Origin of the sequence: Pseudomonas sp. MF4836 (assembly GCF_002018875.1) — a bacterium.
Lineage (GTDB): Bacteria > Pseudomonadota > Gammaproteobacteria > Pseudomonadales > Pseudomonadaceae > Aquipseudomonas.
This window is the reverse complement of sequence record NZ_MVOL01000015.1, coordinates 1-17899: the sequence shown is the minus strand read 5'-3', so window position 1 is coordinate 17899 and position 17899 is coordinate 1. Positions and strand designations below refer to the sequence as shown.

16 protein-coding genes are annotated in these 17899 nt (G+C 60.7%); 4 read left to right on the top strand and 12 right to left on the bottom strand.

The genetic code is table 11. The features are described from left to right. Positions 1 to 94 precede the first annotated feature (94 nt). The 3 genes from MF4836_RS28280 to MF4836_RS28270 all read left to right on the top strand — a co-directional run bounded on the left by MF4836_RS28280 (position 95) and on the right by MF4836_RS28270 (position 4277). Positions 95 to 631: an RNA polymerase sigma factor gene (locus tag MF4836_RS28280; RefSeq protein WP_078473128.1), complete on the top strand. Its 537-nt coding sequence runs from the start codon at positions 95 to 97 to the stop codon at positions 629 to 631. Beyond that, the gene (locus MF4836_RS28275) at positions 628 to 1593 is read left to right on the top strand and encodes a FecR family protein (protein ID WP_078473127.1); all 966 of its coding nucleotides are present in this window, start codon (positions 628 to 630) and stop codon (positions 1591 to 1593) included. The genes MF4836_RS28280 and MF4836_RS28275 overlap by 4 nt, the downstream gene beginning before the upstream one ends. Before the next feature lie 119 nt (positions 1594 to 1712). Then, complete coding sequence (locus MF4836_RS28270) at positions 1713 to 4277, top strand: TonB-dependent receptor (protein ID WP_078473126.1); 2565 nt, start codon at positions 1713 to 1715, stop codon at positions 4275 to 4277. Between the two features lie 132 nt (positions 4278 to 4409). On the opposite strand, the gene MF4836_RS28265 is transcribed toward MF4836_RS28270, so the two are convergent. The 8 genes from MF4836_RS28265 to MF4836_RS28230 all read right to left on the bottom strand — a co-directional run bounded on the left by MF4836_RS28265 (position 4410) and on the right by MF4836_RS28230 (position 12271). Beyond that, complete coding sequence (locus MF4836_RS28265) at positions 4410 to 5621, bottom strand: ABC transporter substrate-binding protein (RefSeq protein WP_078473125.1); 1212 nt, start codon at positions 5619 to 5621, stop codon at positions 4410 to 4412. Further along, positions 5621 to 6625: a CobW family GTP-binding protein gene (locus MF4836_RS28260; RefSeq protein WP_078473124.1), complete on the bottom strand. Its 1005-nt coding sequence runs from the start codon at positions 6623 to 6625 to the stop codon at positions 5621 to 5623. Before MF4836_RS28260 ends, MF4836_RS28265 begins: the two co-directional genes overlap by 1 nt. Beyond that, the gene (locus tag MF4836_RS28255) at positions 6622 to 6921 is read right to left on the bottom strand and encodes a hypothetical protein (RefSeq protein ID WP_020297472.1); all 300 of its coding nucleotides are present in this window, start codon (positions 6919 to 6921) and stop codon (positions 6622 to 6624) included. The genes MF4836_RS28260 and MF4836_RS28255 overlap by 4 nt, the downstream gene beginning before the upstream one ends. 13 nt (positions 6922 to 6934) lie before the next feature. Further along, complete coding sequence (locus MF4836_RS28250; protein ID WP_078473123.1) at positions 6935 to 7684, bottom strand: SDR family NAD(P)-dependent oxidoreductase; 750 nt, start codon at positions 7682 to 7684, stop codon at positions 6935 to 6937. A gap of 151 nt (positions 7685 to 7835) precedes the next feature. Further along, a complete protein-coding gene (locus MF4836_RS28245) occupies positions 7836 to 8597 on the bottom strand; it encodes an SDR family NAD(P)-dependent oxidoreductase (RefSeq protein WP_078473122.1) in 762 nt (253 codons plus the stop codon). A 14-nt stretch (positions 8598 to 8611) separates the two neighbouring features. Beyond that, positions 8612 to 9952 carry an MFS transporter gene (locus MF4836_RS28240; protein WP_078473121.1) on the bottom strand — a complete coding sequence of 447 codons (1341 nt, stop codon included), beginning with the start codon at positions 9950 to 9952 and terminating at the stop codon, positions 8612 to 8614. Between the two features lie 28 nt (positions 9953 to 9980). Beyond that, positions 9981 to 10862: a polysaccharide deacetylase family protein gene (locus tag MF4836_RS28235; RefSeq protein WP_078473120.1), complete on the bottom strand. Its 882-nt coding sequence runs from the start codon at positions 10860 to 10862 to the stop codon at positions 9981 to 9983. A gap of 47 nt (positions 10863 to 10909) precedes the next feature. Next, the gene (locus MF4836_RS28230) at positions 10910 to 12271 is read right to left on the bottom strand and encodes an amidase (RefSeq protein ID WP_078473119.1); all 1362 of its coding nucleotides are present in this window, start codon (positions 12269 to 12271) and stop codon (positions 10910 to 10912) included. A 368-nt stretch (positions 12272 to 12639) separates the two neighbouring features. Here MF4836_RS28230 and MF4836_RS28225 point away from each other — a divergent pair, with 368 nt between their 5' ends. Then, positions 12640 to 13641: a GntR family transcriptional regulator gene (locus MF4836_RS28225; protein WP_078473118.1), complete on the top strand. Its 1002-nt coding sequence runs from the start codon at positions 12640 to 12642 to the stop codon at positions 13639 to 13641. A gap of 840 nt (positions 13642 to 14481) precedes the next feature. On the opposite strand, the gene MF4836_RS35225 is transcribed toward MF4836_RS28225, so the two are convergent. From MF4836_RS35225 to MF4836_RS28210, 4 genes are all read right to left on the bottom strand, one after another. Next, positions 14482 to 15105, bottom strand: a complete 624-nt coding sequence (locus tag MF4836_RS35225) for a hypothetical protein (RefSeq protein WP_153050282.1) — start codon at positions 15103 to 15105, stop codon at positions 14482 to 14484. Next, entirely contained in the window at positions 15102 to 15992 is an 891-nt protein-coding gene (locus MF4836_RS35650) for a glycoside hydrolase family 19 protein (RefSeq protein WP_078473117.1), read from the bottom strand. The genes MF4836_RS35225 and MF4836_RS35650 overlap by 4 nt, the downstream gene beginning before the upstream one ends. Positions 15993 to 16029: 37 nt before the next feature. Beyond that, entirely contained in the window at positions 16030 to 16713 is a 684-nt protein-coding gene (locus MF4836_RS35220; RefSeq protein ID WP_153050281.1) for a hypothetical protein, read from the bottom strand. 29 nt (positions 16714 to 16742) lie between these two features. Continuing rightward, positions 16743 to 17899: glycoside hydrolase family 19 protein (locus MF4836_RS28210; protein WP_443217455.1), on the bottom strand; the 1157-nt coding region annotated here is incomplete at its 5' end.

The following is a 17899-nucleotide window of genomic DNA, read 5'->3' as shown; positions in this document are numbered from 1 at the left end:
CATGACGGGCAGTCCTGATAAAAAATGACAAATAATAATAGTTCTCGATATCATTCGCGGCTTTCGCGTCCTTGCGTTGTCCAGAAGGGTATCCATGTCTCGTCTCAAGCCCGACCCTATGTCGGCTGACACCGTTCGCGGGTTTTATGCGGACATCCTGCATTTCCTGCGCAAGCGCACGGACAACGCCAGCGACGCGGCGGACATGACCCAGGACGTGTTCACCCAATGGCTGGACTACCGCGACCAGGCCAAAGTCGAACAACCCCGTGCCTTCCTGTTTCAGATGGCACGCAACCTGCTGCGCGATCACTGGCGACGCCAGCAGGTTCGCCATGGCGTGCACGGCGAAATCGGCAGCGACAGCGAGCCGCTGGCCGATGAACACAACGAGCCACTGCCCGCCGCCCAACGCCTGCAGAGACTGGAACAGTTGAAAGACGTCCTGGCAGAACTCTCGCCGCGCCGGCGAGAAGCCCTTATGCTGCACCGCTTCGAAGGCCTGAGTCAGGCGCAGATCGCCGAGCGCATGGGGATTTCATTGAGCATGGTGGAAAAACACATCGCCTCTGCCCTGTTGCACTGCAAGCAGCGCCTTCAACAAGCACACGGCAAGGAGCAGCCCGAATGACCCGCCTTCCCGGCACACACAGTGACATCGACAGCGACAGCATCGATGCCCAGGCCGCCAGTTGGTTTGCACGCAACCGCAACGACCCCGACCGCGACACCCGTCGCAGCTTCGAAGCCTGGGTTGCGCAGCCGTTGCATGCGCGGGCCTATGCCGAATTCGAGCAACTGTGGGCCGACCTTGCCGAGCTCCAGCAACTCAACCGCCCGGTGCCGTTGCCGGTGCGCAAGACGCCGCTCTGGCGCCCGGCGCTGGCCGTGGCTGCGGCCCTGGTGTGCGCGGTACTGGCGCTGAACCTGGGCACGCCGCAGTCGGCGTACACCCAGGAGGTCGCGGCCCAGGCCAAGGGCAGTCGCACCCTGAACCTGCCCGATGGCAGCACCTTGTATGTCAACGCCAACACCCGCTTGCGCATCGATTTCAGCGCCCACCAACGGGAGATCTACCTCGACCAGGGCCAGTTGTATGTGGAGGTCGCTCCCGACAAGGAACGCCCGTTGTGGGTGCACGCCGGCGAGGCCAAGGTGCGCGTGGTCGGCACCGCCTTCGATGTGCGACGTGGCCAGCGGCAGCTGGTGGTCAGCGTCGCCCACGGCCAGGTGGCGTTCACGCCGGACGGCAACCCGGCCGACAACACCCTGCTCGGCGCCCGGCAACAGGCCATCTATGACCTGGCCAAGGGCACCCTGCAACGCCAGACCCTGGCCAGCGATGACGTGGCCGACTGGCGCAACGGACGCCTGGCGTTTCGCAACCGCGAGCTGATCGGCCTGGTGGACGAACTCAACCTCTACCGCCGCCAGCCGGTGCAATTGGCAGACGGCGCCCTGGGCGCATTCAAGGTGTCGGGCAACCTCGACATCAACGATCCGGACGCCTTGATCAAGGCCCTGCCAGCGCTGATACCGGTGCGTACCGTGGCCCTGGCCGATGGCAAGATCCGCATCGAAGCCCGTCCCTGAAACTCATATGCGAATATTTTGCATTCGCATATGAGGTTTTTTTCCAGCGCCGCGTCTTCTTCCCGTCTGCGCCGTCATTGCGGTGCTTTTGGCCTTTGTTGCCATACCGGGGGGAAGTCATGTTTCGCGTGCATCAGCATCTTCAGTTCGTTTGTTCCCGTCCAACTCTGCTGGCGGTCTGCATGGCGTTCAGCCTCCAGGCCCAGGCCGAGTCGATCCATTTCCAGCTGCCGGCACAGGCACTGGCCAGCTCGCTGAGCCAGATCGCGCAACAGGCGAAGATCCAGTTGCTGTTCGACGAAGAGCTGCTGCGCAACATCAAGGCCCCGGCCCTCAACGGCGACTACAGCCCCGAGGCGGCGATTGGCGCGCTGCTCAAGAACAGTCACTTCAGCCTGGTCAAGGTCGACAACACCTACGTCGTGCGCCCCGCTGAAAACGACAGCAGCACCAGCGGTTCGGCGTTGCAGTTGGGGGCCATGAGTGTGATCGGCAATGGCCAGGAAGTGGATGCGGCCACCGTCGGCCGCTCGACCCTGAACCAGGAAGAAATGGACCGCCACCTGGCCAACAACATCCCGAGCCTGATCAACACCCTGCCCGGCGTGACTCTCGGCGGCTCGCTCAAGCCCGGTGGCCAGACCGTCAACATCTGGGGCCTGGGGGATGCCGAAGACGTCCCGATGAGCGTCGACGGTGCGACCAAGAGCGGCTTCGAGCGTTATCAGCAGGGTTCGATCTTCATCGAGCCGGAAATGATCAAGCGCGTCGAAGTGGAAAAAGGCCCGCACTCGCCCCAGACCGGCAACGGCGGCTTTGGCGGCACCATCCGCATGGAAACCAAGGACGCTCCGGACCTGTTGCAGGAAGGCCGCGATGTCGGGGCCATGGTCAAGTACGGCTACAGCAGCAACAGCCATGAACAGGCCTACACCTCGGCCGTGTATGGCCGCACCGAGGACCGTCGGTTCGACGTGCTGGCCTACTGGACCAAGCGCGACGGCGACGACATGAAAATGGCCAGCGCCCAGCCCGACCCGCGCAACGTCTATCCGGTCAACCCCAAGCGCCTGCCCAACACCGCCCAGGACCTGGAGGGCGAGCTGTACAAACTCAATATGCAGCTGACCGACGAGCACCGCCTGGGCTTTACCTACATGCGCTCCGACAGCGATATCTTCGCGCCGTTTTCGGCCAAGAGTTACCCGTCGCCGCCAAGCCAGTCCGACATCAATCGCTTCGGTTATGACGGTGCCACCAAGCGTTACCTGGCCCAGCGCAACACGGTCGATACCACCTGGCAGACCAAGTACGAATACACCCCGCTGGACAACCCGTGGATCGACCTGGAGCTCAAGTATTCCAACTCCAAGACCGAGCAGACCGACGAGCGCGGCCCGACCGCCTTCTATCAGCCGACCTCGGGCGGACGCAAGATCACCGTGGGTTATGAAGACAAGATCCTCGAGTTGAAGAACGTCAGCCGCTTCGAAACCGGCCCGCTGCAACATGCATTGACCAACGGCGTGCAGATCCGCAAGCACACCCGCGAAGTCGACATGTGGATGCCCGGCAAAACCTACGAGGTGGCCCAGTACAACTACGGCCATTACCAGCCGGGCTTCATGCCCCATGGCAAGGTCGACAACAACGCCTTCTACATCCAGGACGCGGTGAGCCTGGGCAACTTCACCCTGACCCCGTCCCTGCGCTACGACTATGTGCGCAACCGCGGCGAGAAAAACGACGCACCGCTGTACAACAGCCCAGATCCCAAGGCCGGTCACGACTACAGCGACAAGACCTACACCGGCTGGTCGCCGCGCCTGTCGGCCTTCTGGACGGTGACCCCGGAGGTTGCCCTGTTCGCCGACTACAGCAAGACCTGGCGCGCGCCGGTGATCGACGAACAATATGAAGTCCAGTCCCCGAGCTCGACCCGCTCGGCCACCAGCCGCAACCTCGACCCGGAGCGGATCACCGCCCTGCGTGCAGGTAACGTCACCAGCTTCTCGAAGATCCTCACCGACTCCGATGCGGCGCAAATCCGCACCACGCTTTATCACAACACCATCAAAGACGAGATCATGAAAAACCTCGGGATCGGTTGCCCGGAGCAATTGATCAACGGCCAGAGCATCAGCCAGGTGTGCAGCGGCTCGCCGATCTCGGTGTACCGCAACATCGGCGACCTGACCATCAAGGGCATTGATATCGAAAGCTTCTACGACTCGACCTATGTGTTCGGTTCGCTGTCGTATTCCTGGATCACCGGCAAGCACGAGGGCGCCTACACCAACCCGTGGGGGCCGAATGTCTGGGCGCGGGACATTCCGCCGAGCAAATGGGTGGCGACCCTGGGCTTTAAAATCCCGCAGTGGGATGCGCAAGTGGGCTGGCAGGGGATGTGGATGCGCCAGACCGACCGCGTGCCGAGCGACAAGTACGCCAAGGGCCCGGCCAGTGTCCTGGGCGACAGCAGCTGGGACCAGTACGAGAATGATCGCTTCAACGTACAGGGCCTGTTCGCCAGCTGGAAACCGCAGCAGGCGTACCTCAAGGGCACCGAGGTCAACTTCACCCTGGATAACATGTTCAACCGCGACTACCGCCCACCGCTGAGCGGCGAAAACGCCACCAGCCTGGGCCGCAACGCCAAGGTCAGCGTGACAAGGTTCTTCTGAACCGCTGTAGCCATCACGGACGCCGTGGAGTTTCAGGAAAACAACGGCGTCTTCAAGGGCCAACGTCCGAACGCGGCCCGAGCCTTCGGCAGCGGCTACAGATGCGGGTGCGCGGGGTTTAGGGAAAGAGGGTCAACCCTTCCCGCGTCCTGCGCTTTTGTTCCCGGCGCGCAGAAAATCGCCCCAGCGGCGCACCAGATAATTGTGCTCATCCATCACCGAATTCCACACCGCGATATGCCCCATGCGCTGCTCGTAGGAGCCGCCGTCGCGGGTCTCACCGATTTCGATCAAGGGCTCGCCATCGCTGCCCAGCAACTGCTCGCGGGCCGGCTTGCCGGCGTACCAGTAATCCCATTCGGCACTGCTCAGGTGGTCGCGACTGCGAGCCGGATTGCCGATGTAATAACCCTGGCGCGCCATTACCGCGCCGGGCCAGCCCGACAACCACCAATTGAGGTAGGCGTAGGCCGCATCCAGCACCGGCCCCTGGGCATGGCGCGACAACGACAACCCGCCAAACCACGCGCGGTACCCTTCGCGCGGCACCGCCAGGCGGTATTTGACCCCGGCCCGATGCAGGCGCATCAGGGTCGGTGACCACAGGCTCTGGATATCGATGCACGGGCTGAGCATCAATTGCGCGGCTTCTTCATCGTCCGACCAGAACGCCGCAAAATGCCCCTCGCGCTGCTTGCGCACAAGGATCTGCGCCAGGCTGTCGATCTCCTCGATGCTCAGGTTGCCGATGTCCTTGAACGACGCCAACCCACTGCCCTGAATCGCCAGGGCCGCGTCCAGCGCACCAATCGCCGCGTCGCTTTGCAGGGCGATTCGCCCGCTCCAGGCCGGGTCGAGCAACCAGCCCCAGCTCTCATTGGCGCAACTCAAACCGGCCGGCAAGCGCTCCGGGCGGTAGGCAAAACTGTCGGCATTGTGGGTCAGCGGCAACATGCTGATGCGCTCGCTGACCGCACTGCCGAGGCTGCCGTCGTGCTGCACGAACAGCCGCTCGCTGGGCACGCTGCCACTGCCCAGGCGGTCGCTGGCCGACAGCCGTCCGCGCTTGGGCAGGTCATTGATTTCATGCCACAGGGCGATGCGCCGGGTATCGATCGGCTGGATCGCCCGCGCCGGCCAGACAAAGTCGACGTTGTGAAACCACTGGTCATAGAGGTCGTAGCTGTCGGGCTGCATCACCGCGATGCGCTGCGCCTGCTCGACGTCGTGCACCTGGTACACCAGACGGATGCCCAGGTCCTGCTCGGCGCGGACCCGCAGCGACTCCAGCAAGGTCACCGAGGTGCCCAGGACCCGCAACGTGATCGGTTGCGTGCCACTCATCAGGCAGGCTCCCCGGGGGCCGGGGCAAAACTGCGGGCAAACACCTCGAAGGAACGGCGCAGCTGGGCCGGGTCCAGCCCACGCAGAATAAACACCAGCCGCGAATGCCGATCGCTGCCGGGCCAACGGGCAAGGTGCACGGGAGCGTGCAGGCAATGCTGCACACCATGGATGACGATAGGGGCTTGGCTGGCGTTCACGTTGAGCAATCCTTTGACGCGCAGAATACGTTCGCCGTGGCATCTTAGCAGCATCGACAGCCAGACCCCGAAGCCGACCCAATCCAGGGGCTGCTCGAACTCCAGGCAGCACACCTGCGCCGCGCCATGCTGCGCAGTTACAGGCTGTACGCGTTGCAACTGCCAGCGCGCGACCTCGACTTCAGGCTGTGCGCTGCGCACGCCCTCGCCCAGCAACAGTTGCTCGCCGCTGTGCACGGCATGGCTGTCGAGCATCGGTGCGCCGGGGTTCAGTACCTGCAACCGCTCGCGCAACCGGGCCACCAACGCGGGTTCGGTGCAGTCGGTCTTGCTCAGCAGCAGACGATCGGCTGCTGCCACCTGGGCCAGCCATTCCGGGTGAATCCGTTCTTGCAACTGGGCATGACTGGCGTCCACCAAGGTCACCACCAGGCCGATATGAAAGCGCCCGCGCAGCTGCGGGTCGTTGTTCAAGGTGGCGAGGATCGGCGCCGGATCGGCCAGGCCGGTGGTCTCCAGAATCACCCGGCGAAAGGCCGGGAGCTCGCCGCGATTGCGGCGCGCCAGGAGACCGAGCAACGCGTCCTTGAGCTCACCGCGAATCGAGCAGCAGATGCAGCCGCTGGGCAGCAGCACGGTGTCGGGCGCGACCTCCTCCACCAGCAGATGGTCGATGCCGACGTCGCCGAATTCGTTGATCAGCAGCGCCGTGTCACCCAGGCTTTCGCCCTGCAACAGACGGTTGAGCAAGGTGGTCTTGCCGCTGCCGAGAAAGCCGGTGATCACGTTCAGGGCGATGCTCATCGGCCGTGCTCCAGGTGCTGTAACAGGCCGGGGTCCAAGGGGTCCAGCGGGCGGCCGAGCATGGCTTCGGCCTGGCCCCAGAGCTGCTCCAGGCCGCTGGCCAGTTCCTGGCGTCCGGTGGCGCCGAGCAGCAGGTAGGCCGAGCCCTGGAAGTCCTCGACCTTGAGCCGCCAGGGCGCCAGTACCCGGTTGATCGCGGCGATCCGCCGCAAGCGTTCGCGGCGCCGGGGCAGTTCACCGCCCAGGGGGTCGCTCCAGTGCACGTCCTCGCCCAACAAACCGCACAAACCACACATGTTCAGGCCTCCTTCAGGGCATGACGTCGCCGGAGTTCGGGCCCAGGGTCTGGCCGACAAACAGGTTGCCCCCCGGCTCGCTGGCCAGCAGCACCGCGACCGGCGCCACTTCATCGGCCAGGCCGAAACGCCCAAGGGGCAGCTCGGCGGCCTTGGCGGCTTTCCAGGCGCTGCTGATGCCGGCCACCAGCGGTGTCTCGATCGGCCCCGGGGCAATGGCGTTGACCAGCACATTGTCCTTGGCCACTTCCAGGGCCAGGGACTTGGTAAAGCCGATCACCCCGGCCTTGGCCGCGGCGTAGTGAGTCAGCTCGGCGCCGCCCTTGATCCCCAGTTGCGAGGCGACGTTGATGATCCGCCCCCAACCTTGCGCCAGCATGTGCGGCAAGGCGCGCTGGCTGGCGACGAAGACGCTGGTGAGGTCGACCCGCAGCATGTCGTTCCACATCTCGATGCTGAGGTCGACGCAGCGTGCCTGGGTCAGCATGCCGGCGTTGTTCACCAGGATATCGATGCCGCCAAACTGTGTGACACAGGCATCGACCCCGGCCTGGGCGCCTTCAACGCTGCCGACATCGGCCACGCATTCGAACACCTGCGCCCCCAGGTCACGGCAGGCCCGGGCGCTTTCGGCCAGGCGGGCGGGGTCGCGATCAGTCAGCACCAACCGCGCACCGGCCACCGCATAAGCCCGGGCGATGGCCGCCCCGATACCACTGCCGGCCCCGGTGATCACGGCGCGGCGATTGGACAGTTGAGACATGGGAAACTCCTGTAGCAAAAATTCTGTGACCGCTGCCGCGAGGCTGAGCGGGCCTGAAAAAACACCCCTTATTTAACCGACACTCCTACGGCGTCCGTTATGGCCAGCGCAGCCGGGCGGCAGCGGCTACAGGTAGATGTCGGGTGGTCGGTCAATCAGGCCAGCGCACGGTCAGGCCGCCGTCGATGATGATGCTTTGCCCGGTCAGGTAGCTGGCTTCGTCACTGGTGAGGAAGCGCACCAGCGACGCCACTTCATCGGCGCGCCCGACCCGCCCCAGGGGGATGGCCTTGGCGGCTTTGGCCAGGCCTTCCGGGCCCAGGGAGTTTTGCCTGTCCAGGGACTGCGGGGTTTCAATCAGCCCCGGGATCACCGCGTTGCAGCGGATGCCGCGCCCTGCCAGTTCCACCGCCAGCGAACGGCACAAGCCCGGCACACCGGCCTTGGCCGCCGCGTAATGAGCGTGGTCCTGCCAGCCATATACGCCGCCGGCAATCGACGAGATCGCCACCAGCGCACCGCCCTCGCCCATGTGCCGTACCGCTGCGCGAAAGGTGCGCATGACCCCGGTCAGGTCGACGTCGAGCATGGCGTTCCAGGCCTGATCGGTCATCTCCAGCAACGGCGCGCGGCGCAGCAAACCGGCGTTGGCCACCGCGTAATCCAGGCGGCCAAAGGTCTGCACCGCCTGCTCGGCCAGCGCGTCCACCGACTGGCTGTCAGTAACATCCAGGGGCAGCATCAGGCACTGGCCGCCGGCCTCCTCAACCAGGTTCCGGGTGATCTGCGGGTCATGGGGATCGGCCGGGAAATACCCGCCGACCACCGCCACCCCACGCTGGGCATACGCCACTGCCAGGGCCTGACCGATGCCGCTGGCGGCACCGGTGATCAATGCGACTTTCTGAGTCATGGGAGTCTTTTTCCTTATTTCACGGTTTCAGGACGCACATGGCGCGCAGCGAACATCAGCGCCCCCGAGAGGAAGCAAGGCAGTGCGCCGAAGTACAGGGCCGAGGTCTGCCAGTCGCCACCGGCCGACAGCACCTGAGTCGCGCCAAAGCCCGCCACCACCGCGCCGATCGGGCCCATGGCGTGGATGATCGCGCCGCCGGTGGCGCGGATGCTGGTGGGGAAGCTTTCACTGATGAAGAACAGCGCTGCCGAATAAGGGCCGATCAGGAAGAACAGGCCCAGGCTGTACAGCCCGACCACCGTCGGCATGTTGCTTGGAGCAAAGAGCATCCCGGCGAACGCCAGGCCGCCGAGCATCCAGCCCAGGCCGATGACATTGCGCCGGCCGATCTTGTCGCCCATCCAGCCGTGACTCAGGTAGCCGCAGTAGCCCACCAGGTTCGACAGCACGAGGATGATCAGCGAGTTCTCGAAGGAGAGGTGATGCACGCTGACGATCACCGAAGTGCCGAGCACGCTGAACACCTGGATCGCCGCCCAGTTGAGCAGGATCGCCGCGCCGATCACCAGGGTCGCGCGGCGCGAGGTGCCGCGAAATGCCGCCTTGAGGCCGGCTTTGCTGTGTTCGTCGTAGTCCACGCCGTAGGTGCTGGCCACCGCTTGCGCTTCGCTGACCGCGCCGCTTTTACGCAACTGGGTGATGCGTTGGTGAATCTGGAACTGCGGGCTCTCCTTGAGCTTGCGCGCCATGATCGCGATGACGATGGCCGGGATCGCGGCGAAGATAAAGCAGCCCTGCCAGCCAATGATCGGCAGCAGCACCGCAGTCAACCCGGCAGCGATCAAGGCCCCGACCGGCCAGCCGCCCTGCACCAGGCTGTAGATAAAGCCCCGGCGCTTGGCCAGCTTCGGGTCATCCGAGGCGGCGTACAGCTCGCTGAGGTAGGTGGCGTTGACCGTCTCCTCGGCATACCCCAGGCCGCCCAGGGAACGGATCAGGATCAGCGGCGACTTGCCCCAGGCACCGCCGATGGCAGTCAAGGCCGAGCACAGGGCCGAGCCGGCGACGGTGAAGATAATCCCGGTGCGCCGCCCCAGTTTGTCCACCAGCGGGCCGATGGCCAGGGCCACCACCGCGGTGCCGACCGCGACCCAGGTAGCGATCTCGGCCTGCTCGACCTCGCCCCAGCCAAAATGCCGGCCGATTTCCGGGAGCAAGGTGCCAAACAGAATGAAGTCGTACACCGCAAACACCCAGGCGAAAAACGCGATCCAGGTGGCAAAGCGCACTTGGGCCGGGGTCAACTGCTGGGGTTTCCAGCCAGTCAGGTCGAGCTTGTTGTAGATAGACATGGATCGCGCCTCAAGTAAGTTGCGGTGATCAGCGGTTACGGGGGTTACGGCGGATAAAGTCGTCGGCAATCTCGTCGAAGGTGACGAAGCGCACGCCGGCATGGCTCTGGATGTGTTCGATCAGGCGTTCGAGCATCAGCAGCACTTGCGGGCGGCCGGAAACGTCGGGGTGGATGGTCATGGTGAACACCGCGTGTTCGTGCTCGCGGTAGACCCAGTCGAACTGGTCGCGCCACATTTCTTCGAGGTGACGCGGGTTGACGAAGCCGTGGCTGTTGGGCGATTTCTTGATAAACATCATCGGCGGCAGGTCATCGAGGTACCAGTTGGCCGGGATCTCCACCAGCTCGGTTTCCTGGCCGCGCACCAGGGGCTTCATCCAGGTGTCGGGGTGCTGGCTGTAGTCGATCTTGGTCCAGCTGTCGCCGACCCGCACGTAGTACGGATGGAAGTCGTTATGCATCAGGCTGTGGTCGTACTTGATGCCCTTTTTCAGCAGCAGTTCGTTGGTCACCTTGCTGAATTCCCACCAGGGCGCGACGTAGCCGGTGGGGCGTTTGCCGGTGACCTGGGTGATCAGCTCGATGGACTTGTCGAGGACGATTTCTTCCTGCTCGGCGGTCATCGCAATCGGGTTTTCATGGCTGTAGCCGTGCACGCCGATTTCATGGCCGGCGTCCGCCACGGCCTTCATTTGCTCGGGGAAGGTTTCCATCGAGTGCCCGGGAATAAACCAGGTGGTACGCAGGCCGTAGCGCTCGAACAGCTTGAGCAGGCGTGGCGCGCCGATCTCGCCGGCGAACAGGCCACGGGAGATATCGTCCGGGGAATCTTCACCGCCGTAGGAACCGAGCCAGCCGGCCACCGCGTCCACGTCGACACCAAATGCACAGAGAATTTCTTTAGCCATGAGCGGCCTCCAATCGTTGCGTGTTGTTGGAAAGGGCAAAGGGAATTTCAGGAATCGAGCAGCGCTGCCTCCACCGACAACGCAGCGCGCAGCAGGCGTGCGTCCTCGCCCTGGGGCAGGCTGAGCAGCACGCCAGTGGGCAGGCCCTGGGCATCGCGGCCGCTGGGCAGGCTGACGCCGGGCATATCCAGCAGGCTGCCGGGCATGGTCAGGCGCAGGGTGGCGAGGTTGGTCTGGGCAAACAGTGAGTCGTCGGCCTCAAGCGGCGCCAGGGGCGGCGCAACATGGGCCACGGTCGGGGTCAGCAGCAGCGCGCCGTCGAGCTCGGCTTGCAACTGTTGCTGCAACATCCGGCGCGCCTGGTACAGCTTGAGCAACTGGCTGGCCGGCATCGCACGCGCGGCCTCCAGGCGCCGCCGCACGCGGGGGTCGAGGTGCTCGGCTTCGGGGCTGTCGAGCAGGCTCTGATGCAGGGCAAAGGCTTCGGCCGCGCCCAGCCAGCCGTGGTCGGCGATCAGTTGCAGGCTGGCCTGGAACGCCGGCAGCGGCCGCACTTCCAGCAGCGCTCCGGCACTGCGCAGGCGTTCAACCGCCGCCCGCAGATTGGCCCGCACTGCGGGCTCGACGCGGGCATCTTCCAGCACTGTTTGCTCAACCCACACCCGTTGCCCGGCCAGGCTGCGCACCGGTGGCGACTGGCGTGGATCATGGCCGCGCAGCAGTTCATCGAGCAGCCAGGCGTCACGCACGCTGCGGGTCAACGGACCAAGGCTGTCGAGGCTGCGGGCCAGGGGGAAGACCCCATCGCGGCTGTAGCGCCGGCAACTGCTGCGAAACCCAACCAGGCCATTGAACGCCGCCGGGATGCGAATCGAACCGGCAGTGTCGGTGCCCATGGCCAGCGGCACGATTCCGGCCGCCACCGCCACCGCCGAGCCCGACGACGAACCGCCAGGCACCCGCGGCTGGGCATCGCTATGGGGGTTGAGCGGCGTGCCGAAGTGCGGGTTCAGGCCAAGCCCGGAATAGGCGAACTCACTGAGGTTGGTCTTGCCCAGGCTGACCAGGCCGGCGCGGCTGAGCTGAGCCACGCTGTGAGCATCCAGCAGGGCCGGGGCGATTTCGCGGCGCACCGCCGCGGCCGCCGTGGTGCGACTGCCGGCGAGGTCGAACAGGTCTTTCCAGGCCAGTGGCACGCCATCCAGGGCGCTCAGGGGTTGCCCATCACGCCAGCGCGCGGCAGCGGCTTCGGCTTCCCGCCGCGCCCGCGTCGGGCTCAAGGCGATAAAGACGTGGGGCGTACGTTCGGCCTGTTGCAGCGCCTGTTCCAGCACCTGCACCGGGTCGTTGCGACGCTGGGCAAACTCGGCGGCCAGCGCAGTGGCATCCAACAGCGGTGAAGGGGTCATGGCGGGTACTCCAAATCCAGATAAAATGTACTAATTATTAAAATGTACGTTTTATACAGAGCAGGTTCCGTGCCATCTGGAGTTCGCCTTGGGCAGGCAGGGTCTGTCGAATCATGCCGAATGGGGCAACAGGACCGGTGTAGAGAGGATGAATAAGGAGGACGGGATGCCGACGGACGGAAAATTGGATCGGTAAAAGACTCACCGTTGAAATAATGTACCTTTTACTAAAAAGTACATTTTAGTGCAGAAAAGTAACATTCCCCCTCTCCAAGCCCCAGGACGGGGCACAAAAACGTGGCGCGCAGTGACACTGGCCAACTGTGAGAGAATCCCCGGCCATCGCCGCACAGCCCCCAGAGGAACCGATGAAAGCAGCACCCGCCGAGGACCCACGCACCGCATCGCGCTACGCGATGATCCGTCAGGTATTACGTGACGCGATCATCCAGGGCACCGCCTTGCAGGGCCTGGTGTTGCTGGAGGCGCCGCTGGCGGAACTGTTCGGCACCAGCCGCGTGCCGGTGCGCAAGGCGCTGAACCTGCTGCACGACGAAGGCCTGATCAGCCGCTTCGATGGCCGTGGCTACCTGATCAACCCCGAAGGCCTGGCCATCGAGCCATTGCGCCTGCCCTTGAGCCATACCCACCTCGGCCTGGACAGCGGCGAAGAGCTGGTGGACACCCGGCCCCTGGGGGAACGGATCTACGAGGAAATCGGCAGCGCGCTGTCGACCTGCATCGCCTTCGGCCATTACCGCCTCGACGAACAGGCCGCCGCCGAGCACTACGGCGTCAGCCGCGCGGTGGTGCGCGAGGCCTTGATGCGCCTGCGCGATCGTGGGCTGGTGGAAAAGGAACCCTACTCGCAATGGCTGGCCGGACCGCTGACCGCCCGCGAAGTCACCGAAGACTACGAACTGCGCGCCTGCCTCGAACCCGAAGCCCTGCGCCAGAGCGCCCCGGGGCTGAGCCGCGACGTCTTGGAAGCCATGCTGGAACGCATCACCCAGGCACAACAGGTCGAGCATTGCAGCCTGCAACAACTGGAACGCATCGAAGAAGACCTGCACCAGCACTGCCTCGCCGGCCTGCAGAATCGCAAAATGGCGACCCTGATCCGCCAGGCCCAGAGCCCGATGATCATCAGTCGGATTTTCTACCGCCTGCTGGGCATCGGCGCCGACCCGGCGATGCTCGCCGAACACCGCCTGATCCTCGAACTGCTGCTGCACGGCGCCTTCGACGCCGCCGCCCTCAACCTCAAGGAACACCTGCAACGCGCCCGCCAACGCATGCTGCAACGCCTGAAAGTCCTGTCGGTCGTCCCCGAACAGGAACTGCCGGCCTTTCTCAGCAAAATCAGCTAAGCCCTAGCCCGCCCTGATGGCTGGGTTGTCACCGATCTGTAGCCGCTGCCGTCAGGCTCGGGCCGCGTGTGGGCGCTGGTCCGAACAGACGCCGTGATAATCCGGAAGGAATGCGGTGTTTCGAAGGGCCAGCGCAGCCTCGCCTTTCACTCGCTGTCTGCCGGTAAAAAGTGGATGGAGCGAATAATTTCGAGGACCTCCGGTAAAGCCTCCTCTGAAGTGGGAAGAACCGGTTTGTTTCGGGCTTGCCAGATTTCGCGAGGGTCGGCGCCGAGCCGGATACCGCCATTTCTGGTGATTAGCGTATGGTTTTCATCGTCCATACATAGGCTGAGGATGCGTGATCGAGGCGGGGCGACACCGGTGTAAGTTGAATATAGGCTTCAGTGTAATAGTACGAATTAAGTGAGCCTAACTTCCGCATCTGAATATCGCGAATATCTTCTGCGAATAGTTCACGGCTTAAACTCCATCGGACATACCTTAGTGGCTGCGCCTGATCGGAAACTAAAGTAGAGCGATGGCGGCTTCTTGCCATTCACACGCCGCACACCGTGGCAGCGGGAAAGATACTTTGATCAAGTAACAGCGCTTGCGTGTAGGCATGGGCGCGATAACACTCGTCCAAGTCGTTGAGCTACGGGCGGGTACAGCCAACATGAACGGACAGTTTGATCAAGCAACTCAAGCATCGGAAGAATACATGTTAGTAACAGGTGAGATGTAGCCCTGACCATTGTTGGCTGTGGGCATGAAAAAATGGTGAAAATCAATATACCAGCCACAGCAGATCAACATAATAAAACTCGAAAATAAATATTGATAAACCCTATAAATTCATCACTCAACAGAAAGGCTTTTGATGACCTCGGCTTGCCAGCTTTTTTGTGATGCAAACCCACTATTCCTAGCCGAACCAAGACTGCATAGAGCTAGAGAAATTGCGGTAGTTTTGCCGTAAAGTACGCCATCCCAACATTCGTATATCTCTTTGACCGGCGTTAATATTTGCCCGCTTTTATCTGGCTTATCATAAGTAACTTCAAGCTCGGAAACGATGACAATATCTCTCTTCCCTTCTGTGAGCCCAAGAAGCTTCTGAGATCTTACTTGATACTGCGTGACATCTCTCTGAGCATCGTAGTAATCGGTTCGCGTCGACATCGGAGACTCTTCAGACAATCGAATTGCCCCTACAAGTTTTTTCTCAGTCAAATACTCTTTATTGGATGACACTGATCCGTAGAAGAAGGGACTGTGTGTTTTATCTTGATATATAAATCCACATATTTTCTCGTCATAAACAAACGTACGTTCTGAACTGAAGGAGAAGCCGCATGCCGATAGCAAGTCATAATAGTGTTTCTGCAAAATATCGAATGATGATTTATGTGCACCGCCCTCCGAAGCGATGGAAAAAATCGAGACCACAGAGAGAAAGAAAAATATTAATACCTTACTCATGGTTTTAAGTTCCCATCTGGAAGATTGGTAGTCACATCATCACTGAGCATTTTGTAAGCGTACTTGAAATATCTGATGCGTCGATCCAGGTGCAACGCAGCCCTGTTAACTTGGCGCGTTACATTTAAAACGTCTGCTGACACCGTCTGTTCATCAGTGAGCACCTGAAATATCGAGCTGTCGGCCCGGGTGTTTATATTTGTCTTGCCATCTAATACCCATCTATAGGGTTTCAAGCTGCCCGGAGGGTTGGCATATCTATCTCGTGTGGCTTCAGCTGCCCAATAGAAGCCGGATGCGTCGACTGCAACGTACGCATCTGACTGCAGGAGGAGCTGATTTGGCTCGGTGGTGTAAGTGGCATTGCGATATTTCTCATATCGATCGTAGTTCACACGCCCTGTTACCTGGATGACTCCTCTCCCTCGGAACCGGACGCCGTCTCCAGGTTGCGTATTTCCGAGATCTGCTCGACCTTCGTACGCGGCACCACTCGCATATTCGCGGACTGTCTGAAGACCGTCCGTTTCTTGCGCGATCTGTCCCCAGAAATGTGCCGTCCGCAGCGCGGATAGAAGATAGTATTTCCTTCTGACCAGATTCAGTACCACCCACATACGTGGAGGGAGTAAATGCTGTTCAGTAGATTGGCCATTACGGATGAGGGTTATCGCTCGGTCGTATGTTAGGCCGATACCTTTAGCGGGCAGCAGTTGTACCGTCTCCAATTGGCTCAACCACCCACACCGCTTGAACACCTCAATAAACCGCAACGGATGAAAGTGATAATGCACCTTGCCCAAGGCCAGCCCCTCTTTCACCGCGTCCTCCCAAAACGCCAGCGCCGCTTGCTCGATTCGCCACGGCCAGAGCGTCAGTATTGGCACATAGATTTTCTGTAGATAGCCGGAGTCCCATGATTACTTAACCTTCGATAAACCTAATGCTCTTAATTATCTTGAGGAAAATGCCATAGCTAAGACCGGCATCAAGATCAAAGTCATCATCTCGTCGCGTTAAGCAGTATTGCCCCATAACTGCCGACTCCTTCAAATTTCCAATTATCATTCTGATACATCTGTTATGTTCAGAAAACTGTTCGCAGTACTCAGGCCGTGAAGTGACCTTGCTGAGTTCGTGATAGGAATCCTCTGCAATCCAGCCTTTCCAGTTGCCTCCAGACAGTTCCGATAAGTGTGTACGGCGGCTTAGCGAACAGTTTTTTTCGGTGAAGTCACTCATTGATTGCGCTAGACCGGACAAACCTCGGCGAATGCCACTTTCGTTACTTATAGATAAAAGCTCATCAATACCTTTAGAGTATATTCTCAGCGAAGGCATAATATCTAACCACCTTGGATTTCTCTGCCCCTCCAGCAAAGCCCCTAGTAGTAGAAGTGCTCCTTCTTGGTCGCGATATGAACTGATGCACAAATCCGGCTGAATATCTTGATCAGAGGGTAGCTCCGCAGGAACATTCAATACCAGCCCACACCTCAATAGTTCTTTATTTTCGCCAGCAGCTTCACCACCTTTTGCAAAACTGCAGCCACACAAACATACAGCCACCCAAAACATCATCCAGAAATTATTTCTTTTCAGCGCCATGTTGGTCATCCATGATCAATATTAATTTTTTAGTCTTCAGTTTGCCTTTCTAGAGTTGCTATTACCGGCATACTGACTTCATCCTCAAAAATAAATCGGATGTATTTGAAGAGCTCTTGGCGCCCATTTAATCCAATACTGCCACCGTTCACAGGGGTTGTAATTGCGGCGACATTATTATCACCCCCACCAAGATCTGCACGACGATGTATGTTCATGCCATTACGAAGCGTTTCATTATTTGCTGACACCATTACTTTGCTTACCCAGAAGTACCCCGCTGAGTCTGCCGCCACCTCAGCGCTTGTCGATAAAAGAATAGGATTGGGATCAGCTGTAAAGTTTGCATTTCGAAAAGCGCCGTAGTCTCGATAGTTATTTCGACCGGTAAGATGAAGGAGTCCTCTTCCACAAAAACGAGGACCATCTCCGGATTGAATATTTCCTAAAGCTTGTGCTTTTTCACGAATCTCTCCTGGACGCTGTGCCACATAGGTAGGTCGGTTCCTTCCTTTCAAAAATCCTGTTACCTGTAACCAAGCATGCTTATTATCAAAATCTTCGCCGGCCTCCTGAGGTGTTAGAACTTCATACATGGTCCTAAAGTAGTGCGAATTACCTTTTTCGACTGTCGCCTTTAGCACACCGCTTTCCTTGTATATCTGGGCAAGGAAATGGGCCTGGCGCAATGTCGTGACGAATCCAAACTTCCTCCACATCCTATTTATTGATACATGTATATTTGCGGGCATTAATCCATTACTACTGTTGCCAATGGTCCAGCGCTCCAAGGCGTCTCCCCATAAGATAAGGCCTCCCGCATTCTGAGAAGAGCGTCTTGGCAGTGTCTGCGCTAGTTCGCGTACGCTACGCCAAGAGCAACTTTTCATAGTCTGAATAAACCGCAACGGATGAAAGTGATAATGCACCTTGCCCAAGGCCAGCCCCTCTTTCACCGCATCCTCCCAAAACGCCAGCGCTCCATGGTGGCGCTTGAGCTTGTCGTAGGCCTCAGGTGACAGGCACAGGCTGAGCAGCACGTTGGCCGGAAGGTCGTTAGGGTCGTCGCCTTTGATCCAGCCCCAGCGCTGGTCGAAGTCGTCGCGCGACCACTCGGTAGGGAGTTTGGCCACGCAGTAGCTCAGGCGCTTGCGCATGCTGGCGTTGTGGATCTTGGCGTAGGCTC